Origin of the sequence: Paenibacillus sp. EKM211P, from assembly GCF_011066175.1 — a bacterium.
GTDB lineage: Bacteria > Bacillota > Bacilli > Paenibacillales > Paenibacillaceae > Paenibacillus > Paenibacillus polymyxa.
On sequence record NZ_JAAMNS010000001.1, the window covers coordinates 648,303 to 665,448 of the forward strand.

Annotated in this window: 11 protein-coding genes; 10 read left to right on the forward strand and 1 reads right to left on the reverse strand. The window is 40.1% G+C overall.

Going from position 1 to position 17,146, the window contains the following annotated elements; genetic code table 11:
- Positions 1–8: 8 nt before the first annotated feature.
- From G9G57_RS02890 to galU, 4 genes are all read left to right on the forward strand, one after another.
- Positions 9–1,922 (forward strand): stalk domain-containing protein, encoded by a 1,914-nt coding sequence (locus G9G57_RS02890; RefSeq protein ID WP_164964451.1) that lies wholly within the window; start codon positions 9–11, stop codon positions 1,920–1,922.
- Positions 1,923–2,290: 368 nt separating this feature from the next.
- Complete coding sequence (locus G9G57_RS02895) at positions 2,291–2,731, forward strand: GNAT family N-acetyltransferase (protein WP_038978193.1); 441 nt, start codon at positions 2,291–2,293, stop codon at positions 2,729–2,731.
- 433 nt (positions 2,732–3,164) lie between these two features.
- The gene (locus G9G57_RS02900) at positions 3,165–5,675 is read left to right on the forward strand and encodes a U32 family peptidase (RefSeq protein WP_177189492.1); all 2,511 of its coding nucleotides are present in this window, start codon (positions 3,165–3,167) and stop codon (positions 5,673–5,675) included.
- Between the two features lie 194 nt (positions 5,676–5,869).
- Entirely contained in the window at positions 5,870–6,751 is an 882-nt protein-coding gene (gene galU / locus G9G57_RS02905; protein WP_164964452.1) for a UTP--glucose-1-phosphate uridylyltransferase GalU, read from the forward strand.
- A gap of 91 nt (positions 6,752–6,842) precedes the next feature.
- Here the strand turns inward: galU and G9G57_RS02910 are convergent, their stop codons facing one another.
- Complete coding sequence (locus tag G9G57_RS02910; protein WP_164964453.1) at positions 6,843–9,296, reverse strand: O-antigen ligase family protein; 2,454 nt, start codon at positions 9,294–9,296, stop codon at positions 6,843–6,845.
- Positions 9,297–9,440: 144 nt separating this feature from the next.
- Here G9G57_RS02910 and G9G57_RS02915 point away from each other — a divergent pair, with 144 nt between their 5' ends.
- From G9G57_RS02915 to G9G57_RS02940, 6 genes are read left to right on the forward strand one after another with little or no spacing between them, the layout of a single operon-like run.
- Positions 9,441–10,379 carry an NAD-dependent epimerase/dehydratase family protein gene (locus G9G57_RS02915; RefSeq protein WP_058830167.1) on the forward strand — a complete coding sequence of 313 codons (939 nt, stop codon included), beginning with the start codon at positions 9,441–9,443 and terminating at the stop codon, positions 10,377–10,379.
- Complete coding sequence (locus tag G9G57_RS02920; RefSeq protein WP_058830166.1) at positions 10,363–11,157, forward strand: ABC transporter permease; 795 nt, start codon at positions 10,363–10,365, stop codon at positions 11,155–11,157. Before G9G57_RS02915 ends, G9G57_RS02920 begins: the two co-directional genes overlap by 17 nt.
- 15 nt (positions 11,158–11,172) lie before the next feature.
- The gene (locus G9G57_RS02925) at positions 11,173–12,447 is read left to right on the forward strand and encodes an ABC transporter ATP-binding protein (RefSeq protein ID WP_164964454.1); all 1,275 of its coding nucleotides are present in this window, start codon (positions 11,173–11,175) and stop codon (positions 12,445–12,447) included.
- Between the two features lie 12 nt (positions 12,448–12,459).
- The gene (locus G9G57_RS26335; RefSeq protein WP_081317874.1) at positions 12,460–13,584 is read left to right on the forward strand and encodes a class I SAM-dependent methyltransferase; all 1,125 of its coding nucleotides are present in this window, start codon (positions 12,460–12,462) and stop codon (positions 13,582–13,584) included.
- 9 nt (positions 13,585–13,593) lie between these two features.
- Positions 13,594–15,861 (forward strand): HAD hydrolase-like protein, encoded by a 2,268-nt coding sequence (locus G9G57_RS02935; RefSeq protein WP_164964455.1) that lies wholly within the window; start codon positions 13,594–13,596, stop codon positions 15,859–15,861.
- A 12-nt stretch (positions 15,862–15,873) separates the two neighbouring features.
- Positions 15,874–17,106 (forward strand): glycosyltransferase, encoded by a 1,233-nt coding sequence (locus G9G57_RS02940; RefSeq protein ID WP_058830163.1) that lies wholly within the window; start codon positions 15,874–15,876, stop codon positions 17,104–17,106.
- Positions 17,107–17,146: the final 40 nt, after the last annotated feature.

A 17,146-nucleotide genomic window follows, 5' to 3' on the forward strand; every position in this document is an offset into this window, starting at 1 on the left:
GATTTACTGTGAAGCATATGCAAAGAAAAATGATGCGTAAGCTGGGGGTCGGCGCTGTCGCATTGTCCCTTCTGCTTACCGCTTTACCAGCAGTTGCAGCAGATCAAGATAAAAACATATTGGAATTGCGTCTGCAAAGCGGCAGCAATACAGCCATCGTGAACGGCCAAAATGCGAATATTACGAAACCCTATTCCAAAAGTGGAGCACTGATGGTTCCGGCTGGTGTGTTTAAAAAGGCATTTAACAGCAAAATTCGCCTAGCTGAAGATAATGTGGTTAAGATCACCAGCGGCACTCACGTTGTATCGCTGACGATCGGTAGTCGTACAGCCTGGGTGAGAGGACACAAGGTGACACTTCCGGCTCCACCGGAAATGTCGTCAGGAATCCTCATGGTGCCTTTGCGTCAAGTAGCAGAAGGACTGGGCGGTAAGATGGAGAAGAATGGCGCAGGAATCATCATTCGGATGGAAGCCCAAGAAGAGGCGGGCACGGTAGCAGAAGAATCACCGAACATTGATAATGATGAGGGCAAGACGCAGATCGGGAATAGTTACTACGATTGGTCCATGAACTATCCAACAGGACTCGTTATCGGTCAGGGGGGTGGAGATGAGAGTATTTCCACATTTATGGACGAGAACAGTGCATACTATATGGAAGTACACACAGCATTACAGCCGGTTCCATTGAATGCAGACGATTTGTTGCAACAATTGGTGCAGGCAGCCAAGGAAACGGGAGAAACTGTAGTGGACCGAAAATCCTTCCCGAAAGCGAAAGTGCCTTATGCTCGTGTTATTACGAAGGATGGGGACGGCGTACTGTGGGAAAATCGTCAGTACTATGACAACGGACGACTGTATGTCGTTTATTTTTCCGATGCTAAAGCAACGAACTATAAAGATCTGGCCCAGTATGCTGGACTGTTGAACTCATTTAAAACCTCTTTTAATGCACAGGATAAAAGTATTAAAGACTTGTCCACTGTAGTAGGAGGCACACGTGAGGCCGGGAATCCAGATTACGGTGTGTCACTCAAAATACCCGCAGGCTGGAAAATGGACGACCAACGAATGCAGTATGAAAGCAATGACGGATCAAGCTTCCACATGAAAATCACCTCTGCTCCAGCAGATGGAAAATTGGAAAACTGGGGTCAGCAACTGCAAAAATGGCTGAGCGATTCATTTGTGTCCACAGCATACGAGGCACAAAAGACATATCCGCTGGAAGTTGCAGGCGTTCAGGGATTAGTGCAGGAGTACCGCTATAATTTTGGAGATGAATGGGTCAAAGAGTACAATGTGCTGATTCAGCAAAATGGATACCGCTACCTGGCTGAATATGCAGTGCCTGAAAAAGTAAGCAAGGGAAATGACCAGTTCAACGCGATCATCTCCTCGCTTCAAATTGATTTTCAAACGGTAGCAAATAACTTTGGACAATTGGAAGAGGATGACTACCTGGCGGACAAAACGAAAACGATTAAAAAGACGTCTAAAGCATATGAATATACAGTGAATATCCCACGCTATTGGACCGCGGTTAGCGATCAATTTGAATTGGGAGATATAGAGTATCAATTTACCGGAGGACGTTTTTCCATCAAAATCGACAACGACCAATCCTTTGAATTAACGGTGTCTCAGCTTAAGGACTTCTATGATAAGCAAGCCAAGAACTATAAAAACCTCAAAGTAGAGGAAGTGAAGGACGTAACGTTTGCCGGTGTTCCAGCAGTGTCCTTTACATTCCACCGTGTAGAGGAAGGCATCGGTTATACAGGTCGCCAAATCGTTCTGGAGCATAACGGTAAAACATATACCGTAACAACGACATTAAACGATGCGAACAACACGGGTGTACAGTCCAACGCACTGGATTCGACGCTGAATTCGTTTAATTTTGTGAAGTAAGAAGGTGTGGGTAAAAGATCAGTGAGTTGTAGTGGGAAGAGGCTACGCGTGCCATTTGATCCTACGATCGCTGTTGACCCGGGATTCTTGGATTGTGTAAGGATTGAATAGTAAGAATCCCAGGTCAAAGGCGAACGCTCGCGCTTCTTCGGATTCAAATGGCCCGCTTCGCTGGCCACCGCCAAATTCTCCAACCTTTTAAAGAGTGAAGTAAGCAGGGAAGAGCGAAGGCTGCTACTTTTACGAGGCTTATTCTGCCTTTTTGCTATAATACGACCTAGCTTTAACATCTGCTGTTTCGTGCGGCAAGGTCAGTAAGCTTTGGTAATAAGAAAAAATGGAAGGTGAAGTATAGGGGGAATCCGAAAATAATTACGCTAAAGGCAGTCGACAAAAGTAATTGGGTAGAATGTGCTGAACTTCAACCGAGCCCTGAGCAACAAAGGTTTATGGTATCTAACCTTTACTCAATTGCGGAATGTCAGTTTTTGGATGGGTTTTTATCTAGAGCGATTTATAATAATGACGTATTGATTGGTTTTACGATGTTTGGTTTAGACCCGGATGACGGGAATTACTGGATTTACCGATTTATGATTGACGAAAGATTTCAAGGCCAAGGCCATGGTTACCATGCAATGTTGCTGGTTATTGACGAAATAAGGAAAGCCAGTAATCGGACTGATATGATCATGATTGGATATAAACCAGACAATGAACTTGCTAGAAAGCTATACAGAAAATCTGGTTTCAGTGAGGAAGGAATATCACCCTGGGGAGAAATGCTTGCGAAGTATAGGTTTGCCTAGTTAATGGTATGATGACGCACCTCCAATGCACCGCTGACCGGGATTGGAGGTGTTTTTGTATTTCAGTATTATATTTTTAAAGGAATCGCTTGGAAAGTGTAGAAGCTTGGGGCGCAGTCTGGTACACTAGATTAGTTACAAGATAAGAATAATTTCTGCCGCAGATGTTTGTGATGCGGATTTTTTGAGTTGGATGCGCTTCAGGCAAGGGACCGATGGTTCAGCGTGTGAATGATCGGACAAGATGATAGAGACAGATAGGCTTAAGAAATAAGATTCTTAGTAGGTTTCCATATCCCTGACTGAACATAACCAGCTTTGGAATGAGTGGATGGAATATTAATGAGATTACCAAGTAAGCAGCATAGCTGCCCTGAAAACAACGATGCTCCAATGAGGGACCATTCGTTTTCAGCATATAGGGAGGGCAATAATGAAATCAGCAGTACGAAGAGAAGATGTCGAGCTTCTGGCACCAGCAGGTGACTGGGATTGTATGCGTGCGGCGGTAGCGAACGGAGCCGATGCGATCTTTTTTGGAGTGGAAAAGTTCAATGCACGGGCACGGGCGAATAATTTTCGCATGGATGAATTGCCCGAAATTATGGCCTTTTTGCATAGCTACGGAGTTAAGGGCTTTTTGACATTCAATATACTAGTATTTGAAAATGAGCTGGAGGACGCTAAAGAGCTGGTTGATGCCTGTATTGATGCCGGTGTCGATGCCCTAATTGTTCAGGATATGGGCTTGGTGAAAATGATTCGCGACATTTCGCCGGATTTTCCGATCCATGGTTCTACTCAAATGACGATTACCTCGCCGGAGGCTGTAGAATTCACGAAGCCGTACAACATGGAACGTGTTGTGCTGGGGCGTGAAAATAATCTAAAACAGATTCAAAAAATTGGCGATCAAGCAAGGCTTCCGATGGAAGTATTCGTGCATGGAGCGTTGTGCGTATCTTATTCAGGCCAATGCCTGACTTCAGAAATGTGGGGCGGACGCTCTGCAAACCGTGGTGAATGTGCACAGGCATGCCGTTTGCCTTACGATTTGATGGTGGATGGAGAGCAAAAGCCGATGGCCGATGTGACATACCTGCTATCCCCCAAGGATTTGGCAGCCATTGATTTGATGCCAGAACTGATTGATGCAGGTGTGGTTTCCTTTAAAATCGAAGGGCGACTGAAAACGCCTGAATATGTAGCGAATGTGGTTAGCAAATATCGCAAGGCCATTGACAAGTATTTTGACGGCGATACGTCCAAGACGAGCAAAGAAGATATCCGCGAGCTGCAGCAGAGCTTTTCACGCGGCTTTACACACGGGTTTCTGGAAGGAACGAATAACAAAAAGCTGGTGGACGGTACGTTCCCGAAAAGCCGGGGCGTGTATCTGGGCCGAGTGGAGCAAATCCTACGTGATGGTGTAGTATGCCGTATCGACGCCCCGCTCAAGCGTGGCGATGGTATTGTATTCGATGCAGGAGATCCTACGCAAAAAGAAGAAGGCGGACGCGTATACGATATCCGCCGCAAGGGCGTGAAGATTGAAGGCGAAGCTGGAGAAGGCTGGATCGTCGACATCGTAGCGGGACGCAACGATGTGGATCTGCGCCGTGTGCACGTGGGCGACCGTATTTGGAAGACCAACGACCCGGCGCTGGACAAGCGTCTGCGCCAGTCGTACGAAACCGAAAAGCCGTACCGTGTCTTCCCGGTACATGTGCGGGTCAGCGGCTCCCCAGGACAGCCGCTGTCGACATGGTGGACCGACGTGCAGAAAGGCACAACGGTCCGCGTGGACTCCGAGTTGGAGCTTGAAATCGCCCAGAAGCGTCCGATGACGCACGAACTGCTCGAAGAGCAGTTCGGCCGACTGGGCGGAACCGTGTTCCAGCTGGAGGAGTTGGACGTCCATCTGCATGGGGACGTCATCGTACCCATGCGCGAGCTGAACAGCATCCGCCGTCAGGCGGTGGAACTGCTCGCGGGCGAGCGCCCCAAACCACCCGTATACACGAAGCGGGCGGTAGAGGTGTATGGCGATGCAGCAGCTCCGGCATCGTCTGTGGCACGTGGTCAGGCAGAGCTGACCGCGCTGTGCCGCAGCCTCCCTCAGGTGGAGGCTGCGCTTGAGGCCGGCGTGGAGTTCATCTACGCCGACTTCGAGTTCATCAAGCAATTCCCGGCAGCCGTAGAGGCTGTGCACGGCGCTGGGCGCCGAATTGCGCTGGTGACTCCGCGTATTCACATGCCAGGAGAAAACGGATATCACAACAATATCCTGCGCCTGCAACCGGATGCTGTGCTGGTACGCAATCCGGGAGCATTGTATTTTTACATGCGTCACCGCTTGGAGAACCCGGATGTGCATCATCCGCAATTGATCGGCGACTTCTCGCTGAATATCGCCAACCATAAAGCGGCTGACCTGTTCCTGGATTCCGGCTGCGACCTGGTGACACCGTCATATGATTTGAACATCCAACAGATGGTCGATATGCTGGGACGTACACGTACCGACAAGCTGGAGATCGTCATCCAGCAGCATTTGCCGATGTTCCATACCGAACACTGCGTGTATTGTACTTTTATGAGTGAAGGCACAGACTACACCAACTGTGGTCGTCCATGTGAGGATCATCGCGCATCCCTGCGTGATCGTATTGGGATGTCTCATCCGGTTCGCGTGGACGAAGGATGCCGTAATACGGTGTATAACGCGATTGAGCAATCGGGCGCGGAATACCTATCTAACTTTCTGGAATTAGGCGTGTCCCGTTACCGAGTGGAATTTTTGGAGGAGACACCAGAGCAAGTTCATGAGGTTATTGATCTCTATAACCGTGCCTTGCGCGGAGAAATTAGCGGAACACAAGTATGGAAGACGCTGAAAGCGACGAATCAGCTAGGGGTTACACGTGGGCAACTGGTGAAATAAACAACTGTATATTTGTTCAGGAGCCAAATAGATTTTAGAAGCATAATATAATCATATAGTAAGTAGAGATTGAAGACATGTTCTCTTTAAGGGAAGATGTCTTCTTCTTTAACCTATTAAATTTATCCATCTACCTGTTATAATCATAGACAGTATTTCCATCCGTTATATTTGAAGACAAAGGAGTTTAACCTATGAGAATCCGTAAAGCAATTATCCCTGCTGCGGGATTAGGGACCCGTTTTCTTCCTGCTACGAAAGCGATGCCAAAAGAAATGCTTCCAATCATAGACAAACCAACGATTCAATTTATTATCGAAGAGGCTGTAGCATCAGGTATTGAGGATATCATTATCGTTACTGGTAAAGGAAAAAGGGCGATTGAGGACCACTTTGATTACTCTTTCGAGCTGGAGTATAATTTGACCTCGAAGGAAAAGTGGAACCTGCTCAATGAAGTGCGTAAACCATCAGAGATGGCAGATATCCACTATATTCGTCAAAAGGAGCCCAAAGGGCTCGGGCATGCCATCTGGTGTGCACGTAAGTTTATCGGTGACGAACCCTTTGCTGTCCTTTTGGGTGATGACATCGTAGAGTCTGAGAATCCATGTCTCAAACAGATGATTGACGTGTTTGATGAATATCAGCGTTCTGTTGTAGGTGTAAAACAAGTCGATTGGAACGAGGTGCATCGTTACGGAATTGTTGAAGGTCATGCACTTACTTCCAAAATCTCTGAGGCGGAACGACTAGTGGAAAAGCCAAAGAAGGAAGAGGCTAAATCCAATTTGGCCATCATGGGACGTTATATCTTGACACCTGATATTTTCGATATCCTGGGTCAGCAATCCGCAGGAGTAGGCGGGGAAATTCAACTGACGGACGCATTGTCCAAGCTGGGAGAAAAGAGTCCGATCTTAGCCTATGAATTTGATGGCAACCGCCATGATGTTGGCGAGAAGCTGGGATTCATCGAAACGACCATTCATTATGCTCTACAGCATAACGAGATTAAGGATGAAGTATTGGCTTATATGAGACAGGTAATTGAAGAGATTGACCAACAAAAATAAACATCTCACTAAATCGAACTATGCTTTGTCAATATAAAAAAAGAGACTATCAGTATGATGTAACGTCATCTGATAGTCTCTTTTTTATTAATTATTTCTCCGATTTTAACTGAGCAATTTGCCCTTTTTCTTTTGGATCAGCCTTAATCAGCTTGTCGTACAATGCTTCATCGTTTTGGCCTTGCTGTTGTAGGGCGGCAATGTAATAGCGAGCGACCTCACGATTTGTAGCATCACTCAGGTCGTCCTTCAAGCCGCCTTTGAGGATGCTTGCAGCCTCAGCAGGCTTACCTGACATGAACTCAATTTTGCCCGTACTGAGTGCAATACCTGGAGTTACTTCAAAAGTACGTGTCAACTCGATTTCAGGTGGAATCGTCTTAAGGTAAGCTACCCCATTCAGAACTTGCTGATAAGCAGCAAGACCTGCTTGGAAATACCTCTGTTCCTTGGCTGTGTCTTTAGCCAATCGAGCTTCATTGCCAAACTCAAACGCTTGGGTAATCAGGAAATTGTACCAATCCAGATCCCAGTTGAAGTTAGCACGGTTATCTTCCAAAATGGCAAATGCCTTGTCATTATTTCCTCTTGCCTGCTCAAGGCGCATTTTTATGAACAGCATGTTTTTATTGTACGGCTCTGCCTGTAGACCTAGATCAACAACGGCAAGACCGCCAGTATAGAACTCTTCACGTTTGGTCTGCTGATATACCTGATAATACATACGAGACAGACCAATAATTGAGTCATTGTGAGTTGGTCGCAAATTCAAATCTTTATTGTAAGCAGCTTGCCTTTGTTCAAAAGAATTGCTGCTTTCCAACGCCTTAGCTTCTTTGGCAGCATTGCTAGCTTGTACAAAGCGCAATCCTACAAAAATAAGCACAATACTGAGAACACCAATGACGATACTATAAATCGGACGGAAACTTGAAGGCTTTAACGCTAAGTGTTTTACACGTTGTGTATCCATTGATGCTGCCATCCCGCCGAGGCCTATAAATACGAGTATACCCATGAATACATAACTCATATTAAAGTCCAATAGACTATGGAGTAAAATGGACATCGCCAAGATCAGGTAAAGGAAGTGGCTATCCCGGTTTTCCTCGTCATTCTTGATGTAACCTTTAATGTATTTATAGAAAATATAAAAGATAAAAGCCATAAAAATGATAAATCCTACAATACCAACCTCTACTAGATATTGCATGAAAAAGTTATGTGCCTGTGCGCTTGTGTAGTTATAGTCTTGATATTTTCCATACAACGTAGCCCAACCGCCGCCACCTGCACCAATCAACGGATAGTCAGCAATCAGCTTAGAAGCATCACGGTAAAAAGTTATACGTTCTAGCACACTATGCTGTCGGAAGTTGATATTTTCAAGACGTGTCTCCACATTGGCTGGTAGAAAACTTCGTAATCCTGTACCAATGAGTAGGAATGCAACTATACCAATTACGATTACAGAGCCAACAGGTAGCCATAGATTAGAGAATTTACGTGAAGCTAGACCTTGCATTCCTTTTTCCAAACGAGATCCCAGATAGGTTTGTATAAGCCATAAAACAACTGTAGTCACCAAGGAAGCTCCAAGAAGTAGTCCCCAGCCCTTAGCTGCCAAAGCGCCATTGTAGGCCTGATTCAGTTGTAGTCCCCAATTTGAAATGGGACTCAAAATAGCAAGTGAAACAACAACCGAAATTGTGCAATGTAGTATCCACAAAATTTGACGTGCAGGTTTAAGAAATAAAAGTAATAGAACAAATACTACTGGCAGCATCACAAGACCACCACGTGAAAGGGTCAGGAACAGAGATACTATAATAGGCACCAACATAAAGGCGTGAGTCGCTTTTCCATACCAAGTCTTTGATTTCATTAAGCAAAAAACGGCTGCAAACAAAAACGCCATCAAAAATGCAGCATACGTATTCGCGTACTGAAAAACTGCTGTTAGACGTGAACCGTTAGAGTCTGTCATAACAGCATCAATGTAGCGATTGTTAAAAACCCAAGTAGAGAACCAACCCACCAAGCGTCCGGCCAATACCCACTGCCCAAACCAGTTAATGAATCCGAAGCCTATAATAAGGTAGGCTATGGTCATAATGGCAGTCTGGATGATACGGTTGCTCAACCGATCTCGTAAGGCGTACAATATAATGATGAATAACGAGGCATAGATGCACTGCACTACGACCATATTCATCGCGAGATAATGAGAAGCAGCGGAAATCAATGATAATACGTATGTCAGCGGGAGCAACATAACAAGTACTGCCAGCCAGTCTCTTTGATCTTCCAATTTGAATTTCTTATAATAGGTTGCAATTCCCAAAATCAATAGAATCATGCTAATGGTCAAAGCCCAATACAGAGGCTTCTCAAACTCTAGCATTTGTCCGTTAAAGAGTGCAGCCTGAAAGGGGGCCCAAGCTAAGAACAGAATAATGCCAACAATTAACACCCAAAATATAACCGGCCTTTTATCGCCACGGGTCGACGTTTTGGCCTGTTTCCCGTATACTGGATTCGACAAGGTTTACAATCTCCTTTTCTTATAGATACGTCAACATTTTAGCATAGAGAAAATGAGTTAACCAGTTGTTCAAAGTACTTTTGTAATTATATTCAAAAAGATAAACTTATTTGTAGTATATATTCGAAAAAAAGGAGAAGTTTTATGAAAGTTATAGTAACTGGAGGAGCAGGATTTATTGGCTCTAACATCGTGGATTTACTTGTGAAACACAATCATAAGGTTGCAATTATTGATAACCTTTCTACAGGTAAGCGAGAAAATATAAATTCTTTTGCTGAATTCTTCGAAGCTGATATTCGTGATACTAATAGTTTGGACTATATTTTTTCAAATGTAGAGCCAGAAATTGTCATTCATCACGCTGCTCAAATAAGTGTGCAAGAATCATTTAGAGATCCGTACTTAGATGCACAAATAAATATAAACGGGACAATTAATATTTTAAATCAATGTGTTTCTCACAATGTTAGGAAAATTATATATGCCTCTTCTGCTGCAGTATACGGAGTGCCTCAATATGTAAGTATTAACGAGCAACATCCTGTTTCTCCCATTTCTTTTTATGGGATTTCTAAGTATGCACCGGAAGAGTATATAAAACTGTATTCTGTTTCTTATGGCTTAAAGCATACAATTTTACGGTATGCAAATGTATATGGGATAAGACAGGACCCTAAAGGTGAAGGTGGAGTCATTTCAATTTTCTTGAATCAGTTGCTACAGAAGCACGTACCTGTGATATATGGAAGTGGAGAGCAAACTAGGGATTTTGTCTACGTTAAGGATATCGCCTTGGCAAACCTAGCTGCTTTAACTACGGCCCACAATGAAGTTTTAAATATAAGTACTGATAGAGAAGTAACAATAAATGAACTTTATAATATAATAGCTTCTTTATTAGAGTCCAGTATCCGACCTGAATATCGTAATGAAAGAACGGGTGATATTCTGAGAAGTGCTTTGACTAACCAAAAAGCGGCTGAACTTTTGAATTGGATCCCGAGACATACTTTGGAAGAAGGGCTAGCATTAACCTTGGATTACTATCAGAAGGAGTTATCAAATGGCGGCAAGAACTAGCATTATTAAACCTCAACTAAAACTTATATTTGAGCTAGCTAAAAATGATTTTAAAACTAGATACGCAGGATCCTATCTTGGGATGTTTTGGGCTTTTATTCAACCTTTCATGACTATAGCAGTGTACTGGTTCGTCTTTGAAGTTGGATTTCGTTCTGGTAGTAGACCCGATGGGACCCCGTTTATTTTATGGCTCACTTGTGGAATGATTCCGTGGTTCTTTTTTTCAGAAGCTCTACTTACTTCTTCAAATAGTTTTCCAGAGTATAGTTATTTAGTGAAGAAGGTCTCGTTCCGTATTGGCTTTCTTCCGATTGTTAAGATAGTATCTTCGTTTTTTATTCATTTATTCTTTTTGTTGTTTCTTATTGTTATACTTTTTTATTTTGGCTATAACCCAGATATTGTTTATATACAGGTATTTTATTATTTGTTTTGTTTATTTTATTTATTAATTGGAATAACGCTTATTACGTCTTCTCTAGTTGTTTTTATGAAAGACGCATTGCAAGTTTTGGGGATTTTCGTTCAGATTGGATTTTGGTTGATTCCGATTGTCTGGTCACCTGAAATTATCTCAGATAAGCTCATTAAATGGTTTAAGCTTAATCCGGTATACTACATTGTTGAGGGTTATCGCGATACTTTTATACATCATGTTTGGTTTTGGCACCGATATAATCAAACTGCATATTTCTGGATTATTTCTACATTTATTATGCTTTTAGGCATATATTTATTTAAAAAGTTAAAGCCTCATTTTGCGGATGTGCTATAAGTTGTGGAGGTTATTATGGAAGAAATAGCTATAGAATTAAAAAGAATATATAAAAAGTATAAGTTGTATTCAAAACCGACTGACAGGATTAAGGAAGCTGTGAATATTTTTGGAGGGTCCTATCATACTGATTTTTTTGCTTTGAAAGATGTATCTCTGAACGTTAAGAAGGGGGAGACATTAGGTATCATAGGAAAGAATGGTTCTGGTAAATCCACACTTTTAAAAATAATTACTGGGGTTTTGACACAAACTGATGGTGATAGACTAGTTAATGGTCAGATTTCAGCACTTTTAGAGCTTGGAACTGGATTTAACCCCGAATATACTGGAATAGAGAACATTTATCTAAATGGAACAATGCGTGGCTTTTCGAAAGAAGAAATGAATAGTAAATTGGAACAGATTATTGAGTTTGCTGATATTGGGGAGTTTATCCACCAACCAGTTAAGACTTACTCAAGTGGTATGTTTGCCCGGTTGGCATTTTCAGTAATGATCAGTTTTAAGCCAGAGATTCTTATAGTTGACGAAGCATTATCGGTAGGAGATGTCTTTTTCCAGCAGAAATGCAATCGATATATGAAAGAGGAAATGTCAGATATCACAAAATTGCTCGTGACACATGATCTCAGTTCTATTGCTAATATGGCGGATAGAGTTATTGTTCTTTCAAATGGGGAGATTGTATTTGAGGGGGATCCCTTGAAAGGGATTGAATACTACACTAAATCCGTACATTCTGAGGTATTTCGAGCTAATTCGGAAACAAATTCTCTCACTTTGGAATTAGATAAAGAAACAAGTATCCCTTTAGATTGGATACCTGTTAATGAAGAGTCATTGGGTGGAGCACAAGAAGTCATAATTAAAGCTCTGAACTTCAGTGTGAATAGCGAAAAGTATAAAGGATATATTTCAGCAAATGATCTAGTTGAGATTGATATGTTGATAGAAGCTCATAAGACAACAGATGAATTGATCGTTGGTTATCTTGTGAATGATAAGTATGGAAATGCTATTTTTGGGGAAAATACAACCGGTTCAAATATATTTTCAGGTTCTGTAAGAAAAGGTAAGTCCTATCTTGTCAAGTTACAGTTTAGATGGCCTGAGATTCAAGAAAATGAGTATTTCGTGACTCTTGGTTTGGGTGAGGGGTTTCATGAGATGCAACATACTATACAATGCTGGGCCCATAATGTCATTCAACTCAAAAATATTGTATTCACTTCAATCCATGCGATCTTTAATAATAGAATTGAGCATGTTGCAATTGAAGAATTATAAGGAGAGATCGATTTGAATAAATGGGATATTAGTACGCCAACATTCGAATCCGACCAGATCAACGAGAAGTTGAAAGTGGCCCCATGGGAAGGTCATCGTTGGTTTGCATACGATTATATTAACTTTATTGAACCAAATACAATTGTAGAGCTGGGAACCCATTATGGATGTTCATTTTTTTCATTCTGTCAGGCTGTTAAGGATTTCAACTTAAACACAAAGCTTATTGCTATAGATACTTGGGCTGGAGATGAGCAGGCTGGGTATTATGACGAAGAGGTATACCGTACTGTGAAAAGTACAGTTACGGCTCATTTTAGTCATTTAAATATTGACTTGAAAAGGATGACGTTTGATAATGCATTATCTGAAGTGAATGAGGGCACAGCTGATTTAATCCACATAGATGGTCTACACACCTATGAAGCGGTGAAGCATGATTTTGAGACATGGCTACCTAAGTTGTCTAAAGACGGTGTTATCTTCTTTCATGATGTTTTTAGTCCTCTTGAGTATGGTTCAAATGTTTTCTGGAGTGAAGTAAAGCAAAAATATTCTTACTTGGAGTTTAAACACAGTTGGGGGTTGGGGATTCTATTTCCTAAGGGAGATAAAGTATATAATTTACTACTTGATCAAAATATTGAGGACAAGATAAATCTGTATACTTATAAGGCTCTATATTCATTTGAGCAAATAAAAACAAATGATCTCTCTTTGATGGTTGAAGAACGTGATAAAATAATAAACGACAACTCACGGATGATTGCTGAAAGAGATGAGGCAATAAAAAGCAATGGGATGATGATATCAGAGCGTGATAAAACGATTAGAAGTAACGAAATGATGATATCAGAACGTGATGAAGTCATAAAGAAGAATGAGAGTTTGATTTATGAACGGGATGTTGCCTTGGAAGCGACTGAAGGTTTGGTGAAGGAACGTGATCAATTAATACGTAATATGGAAAAGATGATTGAGGAAAGAGATCAGTTATGTAATCAGTACCAAAATGAAATTCAAAACTTAAGGGCGGATATTGTGGACTTGTGTAAGAGAATAGAGCTCTTAGAAACTAAAGTTAACTATTACGAAAGTAAGAAAATAATTTTCAATTTCAGAAACAAAGCGGATTAAGGAGCCTACATGGAAAATTTAATTCATACGGTACTGGAAAAAAATAAAAAAGTAGCTTTCTTTGATGTGTTTGATACAATAATTCTCCGTCATGTAGAACCAGAATATGTGAAGAAAATATGGGCTAAACGAGTTAGTATTTATTTTGGAGATTCAATTGATTATGAAGAATTATATAGATTGAGAAATAATATGGAAGCCGAAATGTGTAAAAATAATGCGAATTCAGGTTTTGACATGGAATTTAACTACTCCAATTTGCTATCCTCGATGTATGTAGTTCTGATTAATAAAGGACTTTTGAATAATGATATCGATAAGGATACATTTATTTCTATATGTGAAAAAATTGAAATTGAAACAGAAATGGCAGTTCAGTACATTGATCCTAAATGGCTCGAAGTAGTAGCTCAGTTACTTAAGCACAATATTAAAATTTATTGTGTTTCGGATTTTTATCTCTCGCAAAAGTTAATAGCTGAGTTATTTGCTAAACATGGAATTCTTCAGTATATTAATGAGATTTATGTATCCAGTGAGTATTTGCTGACTAAGAAAAGCGGTAAACTATTCACAAAAATAATTGGTGATAATAACTTTAATCCCTCAGACATCATTATGGTAGGCGATAATGAACACTCAGATTACAAAGTGCCGCTTTCTCAGGGTATTGATGCTTATTATATAGATAGGAAACAACAGCATGCTTTTTACAGTGAATTTCGTAAGCGGGTTGAAAGCGAGACTCATTATGCGAATGAGTTAACCGCGATGGCAAGGGATATGTCGCATGTGGGGAGATTTTTAGAAATATCCTGTTCTTTGTTTTTTTATATTGTTATGCTTCACAAGTCTTTAATAAAAAATGGCGTGAAAAATGTATTCTTTTTGTCAAGAGAAGGAGAATTCCTGTTAAAGTTATTTAACCTATATCAGGAAAAAGAGGGATACAAAGATGCTTTTTATGTAAAGCCTCATTACTTGAAAGTGTCTAGAAAATCTACATTTTTACCGAGCTTACTACCTGTTGACAGTGAAAAGTTTGAGATTTTGTTTAGACAATATATTCATATTTCGTTATACGATTTTTTGTCAAGTTTAAGTTTTGAGGAAAAAGTAATAGAGGAAATTTCTCATAAACTTAATATAGATGCCAAGTTGAAAATTGAAAATTTTCCTAGTAGTAAGATTTTTATGGATTTAAGAAATGATTCGACGTTTATTGAAAAATATGAAGAATCAAGGCTTCAGCAACGAGATAATTTTTACAGTTATATAGAGAATTTCCCTGTCAATATAAAAAAACAGGGTTTTCATTTAGTTGATGTGGGTTGGAAGGGCACTATACAAGATAATATATATAGAATATACAACGAAAACGTATCAGTACATGGATACTATTTAGGGTTAATTGCCTCAGGGGATACTCGTGAAAATAATAAAAAGCAGGGACTCCTATTCTCTTCTGTTCCTTATAGAACTCCTTATTTTAATGTATACAATGAAAACAGAGCATTATACGAAATAGTGTTGGGTGCTTCTCATGGAAGTGCTAATAAATATATTCGTGATGATTATAATCATAGAATTGAAGTCGAAACCGTCCAAACAGATATGGAAAAGAAATTATTCGATGAGGTAATAAGCCCATTACAGAGCCAAATATATGATTTTTTTGAGAGATTGTGTAATCTTTTCTGCAATAGAAGTGTAAAACTTGAATATTACACTGAACAAATTGCTAAAATTCATTCTAGAATGGTCTTATTTCCAACAAAAGCGGAGATAAATTTCTTTAATGGTCTGTATCATTATGAGAATTTTGGGGTATTCAAGTATTCTACTTTTAGTACAAAAAATAAGTTTGACTTAATCAAAACGATTAAAAATACTTTTATATTGACACGAAACCCGAGAGCTATTCTTGAAAAGGGCTTTTGGGGACCAATAACACTTAGTAGTCATGGACTTGGCTATTTAGTGCCTATTTATGGACGTTACAAATATAATAAAAGTTTTAAAAGTGGGAGTAATCATCAAATTGGCACGGTCGTTTCCGCAAACGATAAGCAGCTTGCGGAAGAGCTTAAAAGGTCATTAGATGAAAAAGACAGGACCATTTTAGACCTGACGCAAATGATAGATGATCGAGATGAAGCAATGAAAAAAATGACACAAATGATAGATGATCGAGACGCTGCAATTAAAAGTATGACACAAATGATTGATGAAAGAGATGAGGTTATAGAAAAGTTATCAAAATCAAAACATGATTAGGGGAAGAAGAAAATGAAATGGGCTTTCTTATTAGGATCTCCTGATATTAGTGGAGGTTCGTATGTAATTTTTGAACATGCAATAAGAGCAACCAAAAAAGGTGTACTTGTAACAATTATTACTGAAGAAGAAGTTAATATGGAGAGATTACATTGGCATCCTGAAGCTAGGTCTTTAATTTGGAAAACATACAAAGAAGTCGAAAATGATAAATTTGATGTATGTATTGCAACTTGGTGGAGAACTGTTTACGAACTATATCGAGTGACCGCAGAAACATATGCTTATTTTGTTCAGTCTATTGAATCAAGATTTTATGATGAGAATGAGAGATCACTACGGCACTTGGTAGACTCTACCTATCAGCTTCCCTTGCACATAATTACCGAAGCAAAATGGATACAAAAGCATTTAAATGAACACTTTAATAAAGACGCAAAATTAGTGCCCAATGGTATTAGAAAAGATATTTATTCGATTGAAGGTGTTAGACATCAGGCAAGAGAAGAGGGGAAACTTAGGGTTTTAGTAGAAGGGCCAATAGACGTGTCTTTCAAGAATGTTCCAAAAACGATAGAAATCTGCAAACAATCTGACGCTGATGAAGTTTGGTTATTAACTTCAAGTCCGATAAGTTCTTACCCTGGAGTAGACAAAGTATTCTCCCAAGTTCCTATTTTTGAAACAGCTCAAATTTACAGATCTTGTGATGTTATTATCAAACTTAGTTATGTGGAAGGAATGTTTGGTCCTCCTCTCGAGATGTTCCATTGTGGTGGTACCTCGATAACATATAATGTTACAGGCCATGATGAATATATTGTTTCAGATCAGAATGCTTTGGTCGCTGCAAAAGATGATGACAAAGCTGTTTTGAATTTTATAAATAGCTTAAAGCATTCTCCTACTTTATTAAGAGATTTGAAGGATAAAGCTATAGATACTGCTAACAATTGGCCAGGTTGGGACGAATCATCTGAACAATTCTATAAAGCTGTAAAATCAATTTGTGAGGATAATAGTCTTTTTGTTCACAACTCGAAAGATATCATAGAAAAGAAAAGTAAATTTTATTTTCAATGGTATGTGATAGCGGAGGATAATAAAAATGCGATTACTAAACAAACTGCTACACAAAAAATATATGAGAATACAAAATCTTTTTTACGCAGACATTTTCCTGAAGTCTTTGGCTTTTTTAGAAAAATAAAATACAAATTGATAATTAGAAAAATAATTAAATGATATCAATTTTGGTTAATGAATTGTCTCCGTGATTATTTGT